General features: G+C 69.5%; 17 protein-coding genes. 13 read left to right on the top strand and 4 right to left on the bottom strand.

The annotated features are described in order from the left end of the window. The first annotated feature begins 64 nt into the window (after positions 1-64). From glmU to rplT, 12 genes are all read left to right on the top strand, one after another. Positions 65-1,366, top strand: coding sequence for a bifunctional UDP-N-acetylglucosamine diphosphorylase/glucosamine-1-phosphate N-acetyltransferase GlmU (glmU, locus tag GXW79_RS02420; RefSeq protein WP_211872634.1), 1,302 nt, complete (start codon positions 65-67; stop codon positions 1,364-1,366). A gap of 55 nt (positions 1,367-1,421) precedes the next feature. Further along, complete coding sequence (gene glmS, locus GXW79_RS02415) at positions 1,422-3,245, top strand: glutamine--fructose-6-phosphate transaminase (isomerizing) (RefSeq protein ID WP_211872633.1); 1,824 nt, start codon at positions 1,422-1,424, stop codon at positions 3,243-3,245. A 9-nt stretch (positions 3,246-3,254) separates the two neighbouring features. Then, complete coding sequence (locus GXW79_RS02410; protein ID WP_211872632.1) at positions 3,255-3,959, top strand: NRDE family protein; 705 nt, start codon at positions 3,255-3,257, stop codon at positions 3,957-3,959. Positions 3,960-4,167: 208 nt separating this feature from the next. Continuing rightward, positions 4,168-5,130, top strand: coding sequence for a Bug family tripartite tricarboxylate transporter substrate binding protein (locus tag GXW79_RS02405; RefSeq protein ID WP_211872631.1), 963 nt, complete (start codon positions 4,168-4,170; stop codon positions 5,128-5,130). A gap of 117 nt (positions 5,131-5,247) precedes the next feature. After that, positions 5,248-6,012, top strand: coding sequence for a phosphoribosylaminoimidazolesuccinocarboxamide synthase (purC, locus tag GXW79_RS02400; RefSeq protein ID WP_211872630.1), 765 nt, complete (start codon positions 5,248-5,250; stop codon positions 6,010-6,012). Then, on the top strand, positions 6,009-6,248 hold the full coding sequence (gene purS / locus GXW79_RS02395; protein WP_211872629.1) for a phosphoribosylformylglycinamidine synthase subunit PurS: 240 nt from the start codon (positions 6,009-6,011) through the stop codon (positions 6,246-6,248). Before purC ends, purS begins: the two co-directional genes overlap by 4 nt. A 4-nt stretch (positions 6,249-6,252) precedes the next feature. Beyond that, positions 6,253-6,489, top strand: a complete 237-nt coding sequence (locus GXW79_RS02390) for a hypothetical protein (protein ID WP_211872628.1) — start codon at positions 6,253-6,255, stop codon at positions 6,487-6,489. Positions 6,490-6,493: 4 nt separating this feature from the next. Next, positions 6,494-7,180, top strand: coding sequence for a phosphoribosylformylglycinamidine synthase subunit PurQ (gene purQ, locus GXW79_RS02385; protein WP_211872627.1), 687 nt, complete (start codon positions 6,494-6,496; stop codon positions 7,178-7,180). A gap of 80 nt (positions 7,181-7,260) precedes the next feature. Beyond that, complete coding sequence (locus GXW79_RS02380; RefSeq protein ID WP_211872626.1) at positions 7,261-7,962, top strand: class I SAM-dependent methyltransferase; 702 nt, start codon at positions 7,261-7,263, stop codon at positions 7,960-7,962. 59 nt (positions 7,963-8,021) lie between these two features. Further along, positions 8,022-9,296 carry a glycosyltransferase family 61 protein gene (locus GXW79_RS21725; protein WP_211872625.1) on the top strand — a complete coding sequence of 425 codons (1,275 nt, stop codon included), beginning with the start codon at positions 8,022-8,024 and terminating at the stop codon, positions 9,294-9,296. A 149-nt stretch (positions 9,297-9,445) separates the two neighbouring features. Then, the gene (gene rpmI, locus GXW79_RS02370) at positions 9,446-9,652 is read left to right on the top strand and encodes a 50S ribosomal protein L35 (RefSeq protein ID WP_211872624.1); all 207 of its coding nucleotides are present in this window, start codon (positions 9,446-9,448) and stop codon (positions 9,650-9,652) included. A 12-nt stretch (positions 9,653-9,664) separates the two neighbouring features. After that, positions 9,665-10,027, top strand: coding sequence for a 50S ribosomal protein L20 (gene rplT, locus GXW79_RS02365; protein WP_211872623.1), 363 nt, complete (start codon positions 9,665-9,667; stop codon positions 10,025-10,027). Between the two features lie 36 nt (positions 10,028-10,063). Here rplT and GXW79_RS02360 read toward each other — a convergent pair whose 3' ends face one another. The 4 genes from GXW79_RS02360 to GXW79_RS02345 all read right to left on the bottom strand — a co-directional run bounded on the left by GXW79_RS02360 (position 10,064) and on the right by GXW79_RS02345 (position 17,451). Then, a complete protein-coding gene (locus GXW79_RS02360; protein WP_211872622.1) occupies positions 10,064-10,429 on the bottom strand; it encodes a response regulator in 366 nt (121 codons plus the stop codon). Next, positions 10,426-13,611 (bottom strand): CheR family methyltransferase, encoded by a 3,186-nt coding sequence (locus GXW79_RS02355; RefSeq protein WP_211872621.1) that lies wholly within the window; start codon positions 13,609-13,611, stop codon positions 10,426-10,428. The genes GXW79_RS02360 and GXW79_RS02355 overlap by 4 nt, the downstream gene beginning before the upstream one ends. Before the next feature lie 168 nt (positions 13,612-13,779). Beyond that, on the bottom strand, positions 13,780-15,870 hold the full coding sequence (locus GXW79_RS02350; RefSeq protein ID WP_211872620.1) for an HWE histidine kinase domain-containing protein: 2,091 nt from the start codon (positions 15,868-15,870) through the stop codon (positions 13,780-13,782). Positions 15,871-16,251: 381 nt separating this feature from the next. Then, complete coding sequence (locus GXW79_RS02345; protein ID WP_246503652.1) at positions 16,252-17,451, bottom strand: MFS transporter; 1,200 nt, start codon at positions 17,449-17,451, stop codon at positions 16,252-16,254. Between the two features lie 175 nt (positions 17,452-17,626). Here GXW79_RS02345 and pheS point away from each other — a divergent pair, with 175 nt between their 5' ends. Beyond that, complete coding sequence (gene pheS / locus GXW79_RS02340; RefSeq protein ID WP_246503651.1) at positions 17,627-18,709, top strand: phenylalanine--tRNA ligase subunit alpha; 1,083 nt, start codon at positions 17,627-17,629, stop codon at positions 18,707-18,709. Positions 18,710-18,760 lie beyond the last annotated feature (51 nt).

Here is an 18,760-nt window from a genome sequence, read left to right as displayed (position 1 = left end):
GCCTGGCAATGCGATGTGACCGTCACGCCGCTTGCTCCGGCGCGGGCCAACGGGCTACGCCCCGATGATGCGCGCTGCCATCATCCTCGCCGCCGGCCTGGGCACCCGCATGGTCTCGCGCCAACCCAAGGCGCTGCATGCCATCGCGGGGCGGCCCATGCTCGGCCATCTGATCGATGCCTGCGCGGGCCTGTTCGACCGGATCATCGTCGTCGTGGGGCCGGGGATGGAGAGCCTGTCGGCAATCGCCGCCCCGCATGCCGTGGTGGTGCAGCAGGACCGTCTCGGCACCGGCCACGCCGCGGCGCAGGCGGCGCCGCTGCTGGAGGATTTTTCCGGCGATGCCGCGGTGCTCTACGCGGACAATCCGCTGATCACGCGTGCGACGATCGAGCGGCTGCTGGCAGCACGCACGGATGCCGATCTGGCGCTGCTGGCGATGCGGCCGGCCGACCCGGGGCGCTATGGGCGCGTCATCGCCGACGCGGCCGGGCGCGTCCAGCGGATTGTGGAATACGCGGACGCCTCGCCGGCGGAGCGGGACGAGGCGCTGTGCAATGCCGGCGTGATCTGCGCCGCCGCCCCGGACCTGCTGCGTTGGCTCGGCGCCGTCCGCAATGACAATGCCAAGGGCGAATACTACCTGACCGATGTCGTCGGCCTCGCCGTGGCCGAGGGCCGTTCGGCCGTGGCGGTCGAGGCGCCGGAGGCGGAACTGCGCGGCATCAACACCCGCGCAGAGCTCGCCGAGGCCGAGGCGGCGATGCAGGCGCGCCTGCGGGCGGCGGCGATGGCGGCGGGCGCCACGCTGCAGGCGCCGGAAACCGTGTTCTTCGCGTCCGACACGCGCCTGGCGGCGGACGTCACGGTTGGCCCGCATGTGGTGTTCGGACCGGGTGTCAGCGTCGGCGAAGGTTCGGAGATCCGCGCCTTCTCGCATCTGGAGGGTGCGCGGATCGGCCGTGACTGCATCATCGGCCCCTATGCGCGCCTGCGCCCGGGCACGGTGATCGAGGCGCGCGCGCATGTGGGCAATTTCGTGGAGCTGAAGGCGACGACGCTCGGCGAGGGTGCGAAGGCGAACCACCTGAGTTATCTCGGCGATGCCTCGATAGGCGCGGGCGCCAACATCGGCGCCGGCACCATCACGTGCAATTACGATGGCGTGGCGAAGCATCGCACCGATATCGGCGAGGGCGCGTTCATCGGCAGCAATTCGGCGCTGGTCGCCCCGGTGGTCGTTGGCGCCCAGGCCTTGGTCGCCGCCGGCAGCACCATCACGGACGACGTGCCCGCGAACTCTCTCGCCATCGCCCGTTCCCGGCAATCCGTGAAACCTGGCCGCGGCACCAAGTCGCAAAAATAAAAGAACGACGTCTGGGGACATTCTTCTCCCCAGCCTTTCTTCTGGAGGCTCTCCCATGTGTGGCATCGTCGGCGTCATCGGCCAGGAAAACGCAGCACCTCGCCTCCTCGAAGCCCTCCGCCGCCTCGAATACCGCGGCTACGACAGTGCCGGCATTGCGACCCTGGTCGATGGCCGCATCGAGCGTCGCCGTGCCGAGGGCAAGCTGCACAATCTCGCCGCCGTGCTGGAGCGTGATCCGCTCGGTGGCACGACGGGCATCGGCCATACGCGATGGGCGACGCATGGCGCGCCGACGGAGCGCAACGCGCATCCGCACGGCACGGAGCGGGTGTCGGTTGTCCATAACGGCATCATCGAAAACCATGCCGAGCTGCGCGACGCCCTGGAGGCCAAGGGCCAGGTCTTCACCACGGACACCGACACCGAGACCTTCGCCCGCCTGCTCGACCAGCTGCTGGCCGAGGGGGCCACGCCCGCGCAGGCGGTGGCGGCCGCGTTGAAGCAGGTGCATGGCGCGTTCGCGCTGGCGATGATCTTCGCCGGCCATCCGCGCCTGCTGATCGCCGCACGGCAGGGGGCGCCCCTGGCCATCGGCTATGGTGAGGGCGAGATGTTCGTGGGCTCGGACGCGCTGGCCCTGGCGCCGCTGACCCGGCGGATTGCGTACCTCGAGGAGGGCGACTGGGCCATCGTCACCGATGAGGGGGCGCGGTTTTTCGATGTGGAGGATCGCGCGGTGGAGCGCGCCGTCAGGCTCACCGCCTTCTCGGGTGCGGCGACCGGCAAAGGCAATTATCGCCACTTCATGGAGAAGGAGCTGCACGAGCACCCCGTGGTGATCGGGGAGACGCTGCGGCAATACATCGACAGCACGACGCGCCGGGTTGCCTTGCCGCCGCTGCCGTTTGATCCGCTGGTGGTGCCGAAGCTCACGATCACGGCGTGCGGGTCCGCGTTTCTGGCGGGCCTGGTGGGCCGCTACTGGATCGAGAGCCTGGCGCGCATTCCGGTGGATGCGGACACCGCCTCCGAGCTGCGTTACCGCGACCCGCCGTTGCCCGAAGGCGGAGCCGCGCTGCTGGTGAGCCAGAGCGGCGAGACGGCGGACACCATGGCGGCGCTGCGGCTGCTCAAGGGCGCGGGGCAGTCCATCCTCTCCGTCGTCAATGTCGACGAGAGCAGCATGGCGCGCGAGAGCGACACCACCTTGCTGACGGTCGCGGGGCCGGAGATCGGCGTGGCGTCCACCAAGGCCTTCACGGCGCAGCTTTCGGTGCTGGCGTGCCTGGCCATCGGGATGGCACGGGCGCGTGGGACGATCGATGCGGCGCGCGAGGCGGCGCTGATCGCCGCGCTGCTGGAACTGCCCTCGGATGCCGCGGCCCTGCTCGACGACAACGCGACCATCCAGGCGCTCGCGGTGGAAGTCGCCGAGGCGCGGGACGTGCTGTTTCTCGGCCGCGGCAACCTCTACCCGATCGCGATGGAGGGCGCGCTGAAGCTGAAGGAGATCAGCTATATCCATGCCGAGGGCTACGCCGCCGGCGAGATGAAGCACGGCCCCATCGCGCTGATCGACCCCGCCGTGCCGGTCATCGCGCTGTGCCCCTCCGGCCCGCTGTTAGAGAAGACGGCGAGCAACCTGCAGGAGGCCGCGGCGCGCGGGGGCCGCATCATGGCCTTCACCGATGCCGAGGGTGCGCCGGCGCTGCGCCGCTTCGCCCAGCATGTGATCGTGCTGCCGACGGTGGATCCCTTCGTCGCACCCATCCTGCACGCCATTCCGGTGCAGCTGCTCGCCTATCATGTCGCGGTGCTACGCGGGACGGATGTGGACCAGCCGCGCAACCTCGCCAAGAGCGTGACGGTCGAATAAGCCTGCCCGATGTGCACCCTGATCCTGCTGCGCCGGCCCGGCCACGGCTGGCCGCTGCTGCTCGCCGCCAATCGCGACGAGCGGCTGGACCGCGCCTGGGAGGCGCCGGCGGAATTCTGGCCCGGCATCACCGGCGGGCGTGACGCGACCGGCGGCGGCACCTGGCTCGCGCTGTCCCGCCATGGCGTCGTGGCTGGCGTGCTGAACCGTCCCGGCAGCCTCGGGCCGGCCCCGGGCAAGCGGTCACGCGGGGAATTGCCGCTGATGGCGGCCGGGGCCGCGAGTGCCGCGGCGGCGGCCGCCGCCATCGGCGGCCTCGATTCCGGCGAATGGCGCAGTTTCAACCTAGTCGTGGCGGATCGAGACACCGCCTGGTTTCTGCGCGGCGAGGGGGCGGGCCCGGTCGCGGCCGTCGCCTTGGCCGAAGGGGTGACGATGGTGACGTCGATGGACCCCAATCACGCCGCCAGCCCGCGCGTGCGCCGGCATCTGCCGCGCTTCGAGGCGGCCGCCGCTCCGAGCCCGCCCGACTGGGGCACCTGGCCTGCGCTGCTGCGCGACAGCGGGGGCGATCGCGCCGAGGCGCTGAACGTGCCGGCGTCGGGAGGGTTCGGCACGGTCTCCGCCTCGCTGATCGGGCTTGGGGCAGGGGACGAGCGGGCGTGGCAGTTCGCGCCGGGGTCGCAGGCGCCGTTCGCCGCGGTCTCGCTGTAGCGCGCCCTCGTCGCCTCCCGCGCAGGCGGCCTGCCCTGCGTGGCGGCAGGCGCCGGTCCCGCCGGCACTGATTTCCGCGGCGTGGGACGTCAGCGCCGTTCCGTGAAGGTCGCGCAACGCCTTACGCTGGGCTGTTCCATCAAAAGCCTGGTTGCGGCGCGCGAGGGGGAGGGGCGCATCGCGCCGGGCGTCCTGCCGGAGACCGCGCATGCGCATCCTCGCCATCCTGCTTGTCACACTCGGGCTGTCGAGCGCCCCAGCCTTTGCCCAGACGATCGCACGCGATGTGCGGTTGATCGTGCCCTTCGCCCCGGGCGGCACGGTGGACATCCTGGCGCGGCTGCTGGCGGAGACCCTTGCGCCGCGCCTCGGCGGGCGCAGCATCGTGGTGGAGAACCGCAGCGGCGGCGGCACCTTCATCGCCATGCAGGCGACCGCGCAGGCCCCACCCGACGGGCATACCCTGATGATTGCGCCGGGCACCGTGCTCGCCACCGCGCCCGTGCTGCCGGGCTTCGTCATGCCGATCGATCCGGACCGCGCGCTGACCCCGGTGGTGAACCTGATCCGTGTTCCGATGGTGCTGGTGGCGCGCTCGGATGCGCCCTACGCGACCTTGCCGGAACTGATCGCCCATGCCCGCGCCCGCCCCGGCGTCATGAATATCGGCAATTCCGGCCCGGGGTCGCAGACGCATCTGCTGGCGGCGCGGTTGCTGCATGAGTCTGGGCTCGCGATGGAGCACATACAGTATCGCGGCGGCACGCCGGCGCTGCTGGATATCCTGTCCGGCCATGCGGACCTGTATTTCTCGCTGCTGCCGGAATCGCTGCCCTTCATCCAGGACGGCCGGATGCGCGCCATCGCCTTCGCCTCCGCCGAGCGCAGCCCGGTGCTGCCGCAGGTGGGCCTGGTCTCCGAGACGGTCTCCGGCTTCACCGGCGACGTGGCCTACGGGCTGGTGACCGGGGCCGGCGTGCCGGCGCCTTGGGTCGCGTTCTGGAACGCGGAGATCAACCGGCTGATGGACACGCCGGCGATCCGCGAACGGATGGAGCGCCTGCTCTGGCTGCCGGTGAACGGGACGGAGGCGGCCTATCGCGCGGAAATCCAGCGGGACCGGGCGGTCTGGGGCCAGGTGATCGCGACGGCCAATATCCGGGGGAGCTGAAATCACGCGGGACGGCCCTGCGGCGGGGCCTGTGGCGCGGGGCATCCCCCGCTGCTATACCCCCGCAAATTGCTGCCCGGCGCCCTCTGCCCGGCGGCCACGAAGGATTCACCACGCATGGCGCGCCGCCGACAGCTTTTTGAGGGCAAGGCCAAGATCCTGTTCGAGGGTCCCGAGCCCGGCACCCTGGTTCAGTACTTCAAGGATGACGCATCCGCCTTCAACGCGCAGAAGAAGGGCACCATCACTGGCAAGGGCGTGCTCAACAACCGCATCAGCGAATACCTGATGATGCGCCTGGCCGAGATCGGCGTGCCCACCCATTTCATTCGTCGCCTGAACATGCGCGAGCAGCTGATCCGCGAGGTCGAGATCATCCCGCTCGAGATCGTGGTGCGCAATGTCGCGGCCGGATCGCTGGCCACGCGCCTGGGCATCCAGGAGGGGACGCGGCTGCCGCGCTCGATCGTCGAGTATTATTACAAGAACAGCGCGCTCAACAATCCGATGGTGTGCGAGGAGCACATCACCTGCTTCGGCTGGGCCGCAACCCAGGACCTCGACGACATCGTCGCACTCGCGCTGCGGGTGAACGACTTCCTCACCGGGCTGTTCTTGGGCGTCGGCATCACGCTGGTCGACTTCAAGATCGAGTTCGGCCGGCTGTTCGAGAATGACGACATGCGCATCGTCCTCGCCGACGAGATCAGCCCCGACAATTGCCGCCTTTGGGACACCAAGACCGGCGAGAAGATGGACAAGGACCGCTTCCGCCGCGACCTCGGCAAGGTCGAGGAAGGCTATCAGGAAGTGGCGCGCCGCCTGGGCATCCTGCCTGAGGCCGGCATCCGCGACATGAAGGGCCCGGAGGGTCTGCAGTGAAACTCCGCGTCACGATCATGCCCAAGCCCGGCGTGCTGGATCCGCAGGGCAAGGCCATCGCGCAGGCCCTGGCCACGCTCGGCTTCGCCGGCGTCACCGACGTGCGCGCCGGCAAGACCATCCTGCTCGACCTGGCCGAGACCGACCCCGCCAAGGCCGAGGCCGCCGCGCGCGAGATGGCGCAGAAGCTGCTGGCCAACACGGTGATCGAGAGCTTCTCGGTGGAGCCGGCCTGAGATCATGATGAAGCTCAGCCTCGCGGTGATGATCGCACTCACCGTGCTCATCGCCATCGGGCTGCGCTGGCGCGAGGAGCGCACGGCCCATGTTGCCGTGGTGAAGCCGCGTCGGCTCGGACTTGTCGCGGGGTTGAAGGCCAAGGCCAACCGCTACGTCACCGCCGCCGCCCTCGCGGCGCTGACCACCATCGTCATCTTCGGCGGCCTGCACTGGCTGCGAATTCTCCAAGGCGGGTGAGATCATGCGCGCGGCAATCATCCTGTTTCCCGGCACCAACCGCGAACGCGACATGGCCATCGCGCTCGAACGCGCCTCCGGCCGCAAGCCGGCGCTGGTCTTCCACCGCGAGACCGAACTGCCCACCGGCACCGACCTCGTCGTGCTGCCCGGCGGCTTTTCCTATGGCGACTATCTCCGCTCCGGCGCCATGGCGGCCCACTCGCCCATCATGGCCGCGGTCCGCGCCCACGCGGCGCGCGGCGGGCTGGTGCTGGGCGTCTGCAACGGATTCCAGACGCTCATCGAGGCGGGGCTGCTGCCGGGCGGCCTGCTGAAGAACGCCACGCTGCGGTTCCTGTCGATGGACTGCATCCTCCGCGTCGAGCGCTCCGGCACCGCCTTCACCAACCACTGGCAGCAGGGGGCGACCTTCCGCGCGCCCATGGCGCATGGCGACGGCAATTACTTTGCCGACGACGCGACCCTGGACCGGCTGGAAGGCGAGAACCTGATTGCCTTCCGCTACGTCGATGAGCACGCGCAGCCAACGTCGGCCGCCAACCGCAACGGCAGCGCGCGCAACATTGCCGGGATCTTTTCGCCTGACCTGCGCATCTGCGGGCTGATGCCGCACCCCGAAGATCTGGTCGATCCGCTGATGGGCGGGGTCGATGGACTGCCGATGTTCGAGAGCCTGGCAGCGGCGTAAGCAAGGCCGAGGAAAAGAATTTCCCCAAGGCCCTGTTCTTTTATGTTTGGTGACGTGGCGCCAAAGGCGCAGGAGCACGCATGACCGACGACGCGCGCATCGCGGCAATCGCCAAGACAATCATCATGCAGGGAGAACTCGGGCAAGGCGCATACGAACACTATGATATCGACCGGATCGCCTCGCTCGCCGCGGCCATCACCTCCGCCGAGTTCGTGGCGAAGCACCTGCCGCGCGCGCCCCGCTTCCCCAGCCCCGACAGCTTCCTCGATGCCATGATCGCGCAGGCGCCCACCGACGGCCTCATCCTCGAATTCGGCGTCTTCTCAGGCCACTCCATCACGCGCCTCGCCAACGCGCGCCCGGGCCGCGCCATCCACGGCTTCGACAGCTTCACCGGCCTGCCCGAATTCTGGCGGCCCGGCTTCGACGCCGGCACCTTCGCGCTTGAAGCGCTGCCCCGCGTGCCGGACAACGTCTCGCTCCATCCCGGCTGGTTCGACCGCACGCTGCCCGGCTTCCTCGACGCGCATCCCGGGCCTGTCGCCTTCGTCCACGTCGATTGCGACCTCTACAGCTCCACCCAGACCATCCTGGCGCAGCTCAACGCGCGTCTGCGGCCAGGCACCATCATCGCCTTCGACGAATACCTGAACTATCCCAGCTGGCAGATGCACGAGCACAAGGCCTTCGTGGAATTCATCGCCTCCACCAACCGCGCCTACGAGTGGATCGGCCTGGTGCCGAGCTACGAGCAGGCCGCTGTGCGATTGCTGAGCTGATGGTCCCGGAGCGCGGAGCCGCCGGGCGGATCCTGGCGCGCGCGCTCCAGCGAGGCGGCGTGGCATGGATCCTCGCTGGGCTGCGGCGGCGCGTGGGGCGCCGATTGGGCCGATGGCGCCACCGCGTCGTGGTGGCCGGCGTGCCACCCGCGGTCCCGCCCGCCGTGTCCTGCGCGGCGGCGGCGCTCTATCGCGCCGGCGGGCTCTATGCCACGGCGGCGGAGGCGGACCTGCTGATGGCCACGCCGGCGGCCGGGGCCGTGGAACTGATCGGCGAAGTGTTCCCGCCGTTCCAGGCCCTCCGTCCCGCCCCCGCCGTGTTCAGCTGCGCCGAGCCCGCGCGCGATGCGGTCCTGAGGGCAAACCTTCACCATGGCGAGGACAAAGCCGTCGGCGCCGCGAGCGGGCTGGTGCGGCTGCGCCGCGCCTTGATCCATGGCAACGTGCTTTACGACGCGAGCGGCGCCAGGCGGCGGGTGATCTACGAAACCTATCGGGAGGTCGACCGCCCCTACGTGCCTTGGCTTGGCGAGCCGTTGCCGCGCAGGGTCACCGACCTGACCGTGCCTGGGCGGGAGACGATGTTCCTGGGTTCGGCCGGGAGCTTCAATTACGGCCATTGGCTCGTGGACGACCTGCCGCGCCTGGCCGCGCTGCCGCTGCTGCGCACCACCGCGCCGGTGCGGCTGCTGATGGTGGCGGGCGGCGGGCCCATGGACCAGGTGCGGCAGGACTCCGTCGAGGCGCTCTGCGGCGTGGGCGCGGAGGTCGTGTGGCTGCGGCCGGACCGGGTCTATCGCTGCGATGGCCTCAGCTACGCGACGCCCGTGAGCTGCCACCCCATGCTGAAAAGCCCCCACGCGCTCGAGTGGCTCGCGAACCGCGTGGCGGCGCCTGCGGCTGGCCGCACGCGGCTCTACCTCGCGCGCGGCGTCAGCTCCGGGCGCAGCTTGCTGAACGAGGCGGCGCTGTGGCCATTGCTCGCGGCCCGGGGGTTTGTGCGCGTCGAGGCCGCCGCGCTGAGCTTTGCGGACCAGGCGGGGCTCTGCGCCGGGACGGCGATGGTGGCGGGCGTCATGGGCGCGGCGATGACCAACACCCTGTTCGCGCCGCCGGCGACGGTCGTCGGACATCTCGCGCCCGAGGGCTGGTTGGAACCCTTCTACTGGGATCTGGCGGCGATGCGGGGCCATGCGTATTTCGCCTGCTACGGCCCGGCCATGGCCGCCGAGGCCCCGCATCTGGCGGATTTCACCATCGCGCCCGCCGCGCTGTCGGCCATGCTCGATGCGATGGAATCAGCCGCCGTGCGCCCGCGGGCCCTTCAAGGCTGACGCGGGTCAGGCGACGTGGCCCTTGCGCCGCATCCCCGCCCCCGCTACACCCCGCCCTCCCGCGCCGTGGCCTCTCGGACATGCCCGGCCGGAACGGAGGCCCCCGCACCCCGCGGAACGGTCCCCGCACCCCGACACAGGAGGGCCAAATGTCCAAGATGAAGACCAAAAGCAGCGTGAAGAAGCGCTTCCGCCTGACCGCCTCGGGCAAGGTGCTCGCGGGTCCCGGCAACAAGCGCCACCAGCTCACCGCCAAGACCAACAAGATGAAGCGCCAGAACCGCGGCAGCCAGGTTCTGCGCCATCAGGACGGTCTGACCATCCTGCAATGGATGCCCTACGGCAGCGCGCGGTAAGGGAGAAGCAGCATGGCTCGTGTCAAACGCGGCGTTACCAAGCACGCCCGCCACAAGAAGATCATCCGCCTCGCCAAGGGCTATGTGGGGCGTTCCAACAACGCCTACCGCCCGGCACTCGAGCGCGTCGAGAAGGCGCTGCAATACGCCTATCGCGACCGGCGCAACAAGAAGCGCGCCTTCCGCGCCCTGTGGATCCAGCGCATCAACGCCGCCGTCCGCGAGGAAGGCCTCACCTATTCGAAGTTCATCGCCGGCGTGAAGGCGGCGGGCATCGAGATGGACCGCAAGGTCATGGCGGCGATCGCCTATGAGGATCCGGCCGGCTTCAAGGCGCTGATCGAACAGGCGCGGACCGCGCGTCCCGCCGCGTGAATTCGACCGGCGCGTCTCCGCCAGGAGATGCGCCGTTCAGCGCGTCAGCGCGTGCAACAACGCCTTGGTATTGACCGGCTTCTCGCAACGCGGGTGCTCGCGATAGGCCAGGTCCACGGCATCGGCGCTATAGCCTGTGGTGAAGACGAAGGGCACGCCCTGCTCGATCAGGGCGTCGGCGACGGGGTAGGTCTTCAGCCCGTGCAGGTTCATGTCCAGCACCACGGCGTCCAGCCCTCCATGATGCTCTTCGACGAAGGCCACGGCCTCGTCCACGCGGCCGATCGGGCCAAGCACCTCGGCGCCATGGCTGCGCAGCAGCTCGGCCATGTCCATGGCGATGAAGAAGTCATCCTCGACGACGAGAATGCGCAGCCCTGCCAGTTCGACCCTGCCGCTCATGGCCGCGCCGCCGCGTCCATCATCTCGCGCGGCTCCGCCGTGGCCGGCAAGGCCATCCGGATACGGCAGTCGATTCCTGACTCGCCGAAATCGAGGTGAGCTTCGGTATCGCGCGTGAAGCCGCTCGCCCGTTCGATCAACTCAGTGCCAAAGCCTCGATGAATTGGGCGCGCCATACCTTCTATCCCAGTCTCCCGCCAGTGGAACGTCAGGAACTGGTCCCGGTTGTCCACGCCCTCAAGCTCCCACGTGATCGTCACCTCGCCCGAGCCGGGGCGCAGCGCGCCATGCTTCACCGCATTGCTGGAGAGTTCATGCAGGGCCAGCGCGAAGGTCTGCATCTGCTGGAACTCCAAGGTGACGGCCGGCCCGGTGAGCCGGACCTTGCCCTCGAAGCCCGGCGCCACCGCGTTCAGCGCCATCAGGATGACGTCGCGCAGCTCGATCACATTCTCCGTCTCGCCGCTCACCAGGTTCTGCACCCGGCCCAGCGCCTCGAGCCGCGCGGTGAAATCAGGCAGTGAGCCGCCATTGCCCAGCGTCCGTCGCGCGATCGACTGCACGATGGCGAGCAGGTTGCGCGTGCGGTGCTGCAGCTCGGCGATCAGCACCCGCTGCCGTGCCTCGGCGCGGGTCAGCGTGGTGATGTCGATGAAGGTCACGACCACGCCGTCTATCTGCTGGTCCTCGCCGCGATAGGGCGCGATGCGGATGAGGAAGTTCGCCCTCTGGTCGTCCCGTTCGGCACGCGTCTCGACGGCCCCGCGCCCGGAAAACACCTCGTCGATATCGCGCTCGAGATTGGCCAGGCGCAGGTTGATCGCGAGGTCGGTGATGGGGCGCCCGCGATCGGTGGGCAGGATGTTGAACACCTTTCCAACCGCAGGAGTGAAGCTGCGGATGACCAGCTTTCGGTCGAGGAAGACGGTCGCGACATCGGTGATGTCGAACAGGTTGCGCAGGTCGGCATTGGCGCGGTCGAGCTTGTCGACCTTGTCGTGCAGCTCGGCGTTCACGGTCTGCAGTTCTTCGTTCACCGACTGCAGCTCCTCCTGCGAGGCTTCGAGCTCCTCATTGGTGGATTGCATCTCCTCGTTGACCGAAACCAGCTCCTCATTGGCGGATTTGAGATCCTCCATCGCGGTCTCGTATTCCTCGATCAGCGATTGCAGGCGATCGCGCGTGTCGCGCAGCTCGCGTTCCATCTGCGCCGCAGCGCCGTCATCGGCGGCGTTCGCGCGACCCAGCGCCTCCTCGCGGCTCAAGGGCGGCCCGCGGTCGAAGAACAGCACGAGGTAAAGCGGCTCGAAATTCTCAGACGGCATGCGCGACTGATTGAGCGGCTCCACGATCAGCGAGATGACCTGGATCTGGCCGTCGTCATTCTCGACCGCGATGCCGTCGCGCGTGATCGATCGGCCGGATTCCACCGCCTCGGTGAACACGGCGCGCAGGTCGAGACGGAGGCTCTTGCGCGCCATGATGAGCACGTTGCGCGTCGGCGCGCCCGGCGGCGCTTCCAGATACTTGCCGGTATGGCCCGAGAAGTTCAGCACGTCGCCATCGCGGTTCACCACCACATGCGCCGGCATGAAGCGTTCCAGCAGCTGCACGTCCACGGCATCGCGCAGCGCGAGCTTGGTTGACTGCGGCCGGCGGATGATCGCGTCGGTTGCGCCCCCATGGCGCATCGCGGTCATGAGCATCGGCAACCGAAGGCTGGTGCTCCGGTCGGAGCGCCGGCGGAAGATGCGGTGCCGCTTGTCGATCGCAATGAACAGGTCGTCATACTGGCTGACGTTTTCGGCCGAGCCGAGGAACAGCCGGCCGCCCGGATGCAGGGCGTAGTGGAAGGTCGGGATGACCTGGTTCTGCACCTGCGGCCCGAAATAGATGAGCAGGTTGCGGCAGGAGATCAGGTCGATGCGCGAGAAGGGCGGGTCGCGGATGATGTTGTGCGGCGAGAAGATGCACAGCTCGCGCACTTCCTTGGCGATCACGTAGCTGCCGCCATCGGGGATGAAGAAGCGCTTCCGCCGCGCCTCGGAGACGCCGTCGAGCAGCGCCTCGGGGAACCGCGCGGCGCGCGCGACCATCAGCGAGCGTTCATCGATGTCGGTGGCGAAGATCTGCACCCGCGGTGCCGCCGCCAGGGTGTCCATGTGCTCGCGCAACAGGATGGCGATGGAGAACACCTCCTCGCCCGTGGCACAACCCGGCACCCAGACGCGTACGCTGTCATCGGCGCCGCGGTTCTCGAACAGCTTCGGGATGACCAGTTCCGCAAGGCTGCGGAACGCCTCGGCATCGCGGAAGAAGCTGGTGACGTTGATCAGCAGGTCGCGGAACAGGGCCGCCACCTCGACGGGCTCCTGCTGCAGCCGCTCGACATAGGCGTCGATCGAGGGCAGCCGGCCGACATGCATGCGGCGGCGGACGCGGCGGAGAAAGGTCTTGGTCTTGTAGCCGCTGAAATCATGGCCGATCTGGTTGCGCAGGATGCTGTAGATGGTGGGGATCCGCTGTTCCACGGGCTCATCGGCGACCGCGGCAGGCGAGGTGGTCCCGTTGCCCGAGGTATCGGCCGAGAACTCCTTGAGCTTGCGGCCCATCTCCTCGACCGGGATCGCGAAATCCACCAGGCCCGTGGCGATCGCGCTCTCGGGCATGCTGGGATGCTGCGGCCCGTGCCCGTCGCTGACCTGTGCCATGGTCAGCCCGCCACGCTCCTTGATGGCCTTGATGCCGAGCGTGCCGTCGCCATCGCCGCCCGACAGGATCACGCCCGCCGACAATTCCCCAAGGTCCATGGCGAGCGCGCTCAAGAAGACATCGACCGGCTTGTGGTTCCGCCCGGCACCTTCGACTTCGACGCGCAGATGGCGGTCCTTGATCTCCAGGATCGTGTTCGAGACCATGACGTACACGTGGTCCGGCCGCACCTCGACGCTGTGCTCGGCACGCAGGACCGGCATCGCGGTGAAGCGCCCGAGGATTTCCGGCAGCAGGCTTTCGCGCTCGCGGTTGAGGTGGGTCACCACGACGATGGCCACCCCGGGACGCTCGGGCATGCCGCGCAGGAAGCCTTCCAGCGCCTCGATGCCGCCGGCCGACGCGCCCACGCCCACGATCGGGAACAGGTTCGTTTGCGCCGCGTCGAGTAGCGAAGCTTCTCCTGGCACAATGCCTCCGGAACTCAAATAATCGACGTTGCCCGCGCGCCAGACACTTCACCGCGTAACACTCGGTGTCAACAAACGGCGGAGGATCAGGAAAGTTGTCGCGAGCCGCCTGCGCGGCCGACACCATTCCTTGTGCGACCGGTGCCAGGGGACGAAAACGCGGCGCGGCTAGCTGCGCAACGCGGGGCCCGCCAGCGGCAGCGCGATGACGAAGGCGAGCCCGGTCGCCCGCCACTGCCGGTCGAACCTGCCGCCCAGCTGGTCGCGGATCGCCGCCTCGATCACGCGCGAGCCGAAGCCGCGCCGCTCCGGGACCGCCGCGATGGGTGGCCCGCCGGTCTCGACCCAGCGCAGGTCGAGCAGGCCCGACGCGGGATCGACATCCCAGGTGACGCTGAGATGCCCGGATGCGACGCTGAGCGCGCCATACTTGGTGGCGTTCGTCGCGAGCTCGTGCAGCGCCATCGACAGGGCCTGGGCGGCAGGCGGTGCGAGCGTCACCTCCGGTCCATGCGCCTCGACGCGGGGCATCGCCACATCCGGTGGCGGCGCCTCGCCGCCCGGGTGCAGCGTCGCGACCTCGGACGCCACCAGGTCTTGCAGGGAGGCACCGGCCCAGCGCCGTTCGGCGAGCAGGACGTGCGCGCGCGCGAGCGCGGCGACGCGCCCCTGCACGGCGTTCGCATAGGCGTGCGGGTCGTCCTTCGGCGTCATGCGGAGCGCGGCCTGTACAACGGCGAGCACGTTCTTCGCCCGGTGGTCCACCTCATGCATCAGCAGCTGCTGGCGTTCCTCGGAATCCTTGCGCTCGGTGATGTCCACGTTCACGCCGAACAGCCGGCCCTTGCCGTCCGGCCCAGGCACGCGCCGGCCGCGCCCGGTGACCCAGCGCACGCGGCGCTGCCCATCGGGCAGCCGCTGCCAGACCCGGAAATCGGCGTCGAGCTCGCCCGAGGCAAAGGCGTCCGCCCCGATCGCCGCGACGGTCTCGCGATCATCGGGATGGACCACCTCGTCGAGGAAGCGCGCATAGGTCATGCCGCCGTCGCGCTCCTGGCTCAGGCCGAACAGGGCGTATTGCTCGTCGGACCAGGCGACCTCCCCGGTGTCGGGGTCGAGCACCCAGGTGCCGATGCGCGCGGCGAGCTGGGCCACGCGCAGCTGCGCCTCGCCGAGCCGCAAGGCGGCCGTGCGTTCCTCGACCCGGCGCTCCAGCTGCGCATTGGCCGCGGCCAGCGCGCGCTGGCCGGCGCGCAGCATCCAGGCGAGCGCGATGAAGGCGAACCAGGCCGGCAGCCCGATCACGAGCTGGGAGGCCACCACCCCGCGCCAGCGCGCCAGGATCATCGGTGTCGGCCGACCGACCGTGGCATAGACCGGCAGCCCGGCCACGCGGCGAAAGGCAATGAGGCGGCTTTCGCCGACCTCGCGCTCTGGCCCGAGGGCGCGGCCCATGTAGCTGCCCCGTGCCACGCCATCGCGCGCCGCGGTGCGCAAGGGGCTGTCCTCCGGGATCTGCGGGAGCAGACCGGGCACGCCGCTGCTACGCGCCAGGACCGCGCCGTCGTCGCGGACGAGCGCGGCGACATTGTCGTGCTCGCCGCTGATCTGGGCGAGGCCGGCGGAGAGCCGGACGGGATCGACCGAGACGCTGATGACGCCGTCGAAGGCGCCTTCCGGGCGCCCGTTGCCGGCGCCGGTGCGCCGCTGGCTGACCGAGAAGAACAGGTTGCCGTCGATCCGGCCGGTCGTCAGGGCGCTGATGTGCAGCGGCGGCGCGGCCGGCCCGCTGAGCGCGCGCATCCACTCGCGGTCCGGCACCCGGATGCCGGGCGGGACGGGGAACAGGTTGGCCAGGATCATGATCTCGGCCTCGCGGTCGAGGACGGCGATGGTGGTCACCCCGGCGAGCGAGGGCAGCATGGTGTTCAGCTCGCGATGCAGCTCCGCCGCGCGTTCTCGGATGTCGTCATCCGACAGGCCGCGGAGCAGATGGTTCGCGAATTCCCCGGCCAGCCGATGGCCCTCAAGCACCCTGGAGGCGTATTCGGCCACAGCATCGGCGTCACTGGCCAACTCCCGCTCGGTGGAGCGCCAGGCATCGGTCCAGGCGATCCACGCGCAGGCACCGAGGATGACCAGTGGCAGGATGACGGCGGCGGCGAGCAGGGCATCCGGGCGCCATCGCCAGAGGGGCGCGGGCGCGTTCATGACCACCGGCGGCGCCGACGCGCCCGGGCCCCGCAGGGCGATCGGCATACCAAAGTCTCCAGTCATCGAAGCGCGCCGGTGGCAAGGTGCCACCAGGCGCCAACTCGTCCAGACGCGTCTGAGAGGCGTGTGCGAGGTTGGGGCCGGTGCGCGGGCCTGCAAGCCCGCATGGCCGAACTGCCACATGTCGCGTGAGGCGTTGACGGGTTGTGAAGAATGGATCGGTGCGTCACGCGATGAGGCTTCGCGCGTGTCTCGATGGATGCGCGCCGCGCCTGTCTGGTTGCCGTAGCCAGGGTCCAACTGGGCCTCTGGCCAGAACCATAACGCAACAGCGCATAGCGACTCCCCCTTCCCCCCGCGATCGTATCAAACGAGTAATGGCTTCCGAGCCTTACTCACAAAATAGTGAAGATCACATGGTCCACGTCAGGGGTCCGGTGTCCCGCCGTGCAGCAGCGCGATGCCGACCGCAAGCGCCGGCACGCCGCACAGCATGAAGCCGGCCGCGTAGCTGCCCGTCGTGACCAGCACCCCGGCAAAGGCAAGCGGCAGCAGCAACGCACCCGTCTGGCCAAAGGAGAGCACGCCGCCGGTCGCGGCCCCGCGCATCCCCTCGGGCGCGAGCCGCGCCGCCTCGGCCAGCAGCACGCCGTGCCAGCTCAGCGCCGTGAGGCTCAGTCCGGCCCCGGCGATGCCGATCAGCCCGAGCGGCCAATGCGATCCGGACAGACCCATCAGCACGGTGCTCGCCGCCATGCCGAGTGCGAGCCAGGCCATCACCTGCCCGGGCTCGGCGGGGCCGCTGCCGATCCAGCCCCACAGGATGCGTCCGGGCACCGCGACCAGCGTCGCCATCGAGAAGACGAAGCCCGCGGCTGCCAAGTCATGGCCGAGGGCGACCAGGTAGGTCACGAAATAGGCGGTGAACACCGTCTGCAGCCCGTTGAACGCGAAGCAGGCGAAGGCCAGCCGCCGCAGCGCCGGCAGCCGCAGCACCACGGCGAGGGTCGTCGCGAAATCGGAGAAGCGGAAGCTGCGCGTGGGGTCGCGGTCGGCGTCGAACTCGGCGTGCAGCGGCTGCAGCATCACCGCGAACACCACGCAGGCGGCGCCGCCGGCCAGCAGCGCGCCGCGCCAGCCCCACCACAGCGTCATCAGCGGCCCGAGCAGCCCTGCCAGCAGCAGCCCCGCCGGCACCGCGGTCTGCTTGATCGAGAACACCAGCGGCGCCTGTCGCGGCGGCGAGTACCGCCCCAGCAGGTGCGAGCTCGCGGGCGTGGAAACCGCCGATCCGCCGCCGCCGATCACCGCCGAGATGGCGAAGAACGCCAGCGGTCCCGCTGCGGCCGCGGCCAGCCCGGCTCCGAGCATGACCAGCGCCGCCTGGCTGGTGCGCAGCGCGCCGTAGCGGATGATGAAGCTGCCGCAGCCGAGCTGGAACACCAGGGCCGCCGCGGCCCCGAGCCCGACATAGACGCCGAGCCAGGCGGGATCGAGCGCCAGGTCGTCCAGGATGGCCGGGGCGATGATCGGCGGCATGTTGCGCCCCAGCGCGGCGAAGGTCTGCTGCAGGAACATCGCGCCGAGTGCGACGAGCAACAGCTGCAGTTTTCCCTCGACCCGCATCCCACCCCTTCCTGGCGCGCCCCCCGCACGCCGGCCGGGTTCGCGCCCGGCGGGTCACGATAGACCGCGCCCGCGCCTGCCGCGAAGCCGTCATGCGTGCGTTTCCGCGTGCCCCCGGTTGCATCGGGGGGAAAACCATTGTCTTACCGTCTCCGCCCGCCTCGAGGTCGCCGCCATGCTCGCCGATGATACGATCCGTTCCGAAACCCTTGCCGCGATCGCGGCCGCCGCCGATCTCCGCGCGCTCGACGCGGTGCGGGTCGCGGCCTTGGGCAAGGCGGGCAGCGTCACCGCGCTGCTGAAGTCACTCGGCACGGTGGAGCCGGCCCAGCGCAAGGAACGCGGCGCGGCGATCAATGCCCTCAAGGCCGCGATCGAAGGCGCGCTCGACGCCCGCCGTGCGACGCTCGAGGATGCGGCACTGGACGCGCGCCTGGCCGCCGAGCGCATCGACGTCACCTTGCCGCCGCGGCCATCACCGCCGGCAGGCGCGGGAGACGGCGGCATCCATCCGATCAGCCGCACCATCGAGGAGCTGACGGGGATCTTCGGCGCCATGGGTTTTTCCGTCGTGGACGGGCCCGACATCGAGTCCGACTGGCACAATTTCTCGGCCCTCAACATTCCCGAGCACCATCCCGCGCGCCAGGACCACGACACCTTCTACCTGCCCGGCCGCGACGCGGATGGGCATCAGATCGTCCTGCGCACCCAGACCAGCCCGCTGCAGATCCGCACCATGCTCAAGGGCGAACCGCCCATCCGCATCATCGCCCCGGGTCGCACCTGGCGCGCCGACCATGACGCGACGCATTCGCCGATGTTCCACCAGGTGGAGGGGCTGGTGATCGACCGCAGCATCACGCTCGCGCACCTGAAGGGCTGCCTGGTCGATTTCCTGCGCGCCTTCTTCGCGGTGGCGGACCTGCCGGTGCGCTTCCGCGCGAGCTACTTCCCGTTCACCGAACCCTCGATGGAAGTCGATATCGGCTGGAACCGGAAGACGGGCGAGATCGGCAAGGGGTCCGACTGGCTGGAAATCCTGGGCAGCGGGATGGTGCACGCGCGCGTGCTGGCCAATGTCGGGCTCGACCCGCGCGAGTGGCAGGGGTTCGCCTTCGGAATGGGGATCGAGCGCATCACCATGCTCAAGCACGGCATGGCCGACCTGCGGCCCTTCTACGAGGCGGATGTCCGGTGGCTGCGGCATTACGCAAGCGATCCGCTGGCGCCGGCCTCGCTGGCCGAGGGTGTTTAAGAAAGCAAGCATGGGGGAAAGAATTCCCCCAGACCCCCATCTTTTATCTTT

Origin of the sequence: Plastoroseomonas arctica, assembly GCF_018128965.1 — a bacterium.
GTDB classification, from domain to species: domain Bacteria; phylum Pseudomonadota; class Alphaproteobacteria; order Acetobacterales; family Acetobacteraceae; genus Plastoroseomonas; species Plastoroseomonas arctica.
This window is presented reverse-complemented; position numbering and strand designations above follow the sequence as displayed.

Excerpts from the sequence above, each read along its gene's own strand:
- rpmI (WP_211872624.1), top strand. The coding sequence starts at position 9,446 with ATGTCCAAGATGAAGACCAAAAGCAGCGTGAAGAAGCGCTTCCGCCTG.
- GXW79_RS02345 (WP_246503652.1), bottom strand. The coding sequence starts at position 17,451 with ATGCGGGTCGAGGGAAAACTGCAGCTGTTGCTCGTCGCACTCGGCGCG.
- GXW79_RS02405 (WP_211872631.1), top strand. The coding sequence starts at position 4,168 with ATGCGCATCCTCGCCATCCTGCTTGTCACACTCGGGCTGTCGAGCGCC.
- glmU (WP_211872634.1), top strand. The coding sequence starts at position 65 with ATGATGCGCGCTGCCATCATCCTCGCCGCCGGCCTGGGCACCCGCATG.
- glmS (WP_211872633.1), top strand. The coding sequence starts at position 1,422 with ATGTGTGGCATCGTCGGCGTCATCGGCCAGGAAAACGCAGCACCTCGC.
- GXW79_RS02410 (WP_211872632.1), top strand. The coding sequence starts at position 3,255 with ATGTGCACCCTGATCCTGCTGCGCCGGCCCGGCCACGGCTGGCCGCTG.
- pheS (WP_246503651.1), top strand. The coding sequence starts at position 17,627 with ATGCTCGCCGATGATACGATCCGTTCCGAAACCCTTGCCGCGATCGCG.
- GXW79_RS02390 (WP_211872628.1), top strand. The coding sequence starts at position 6,253 with ATGATGAAGCTCAGCCTCGCGGTGATGATCGCACTCACCGTGCTCATC.
- GXW79_RS02380 (WP_211872626.1), top strand. The coding sequence starts at position 7,261 with ATGACCGACGACGCGCGCATCGCGGCAATCGCCAAGACAATCATCATG.
- purQ (WP_211872627.1), top strand. The coding sequence starts at position 6,494 with ATGCGCGCGGCAATCATCCTGTTTCCCGGCACCAACCGCGAACGCGAC.
- GXW79_RS02360 (WP_211872622.1), bottom strand. The coding sequence starts at position 10,429 with ATGAGCGGCAGGGTCGAACTGGCAGGGCTGCGCATTCTCGTCGTCGAG.
- purC (WP_211872630.1), top strand. The coding sequence starts at position 5,248 with ATGGCGCGCCGCCGACAGCTTTTTGAGGGCAAGGCCAAGATCCTGTTC.
- GXW79_RS02350 (WP_211872620.1), bottom strand. The coding sequence starts at position 15,870 with ATGCCGATCGCCCTGCGGGGCCCGGGCGCGTCGGCGCCGCCGGTGGTC.
- rplT (WP_211872623.1), top strand. The coding sequence starts at position 9,665 with ATGGCTCGTGTCAAACGCGGCGTTACCAAGCACGCCCGCCACAAGAAG.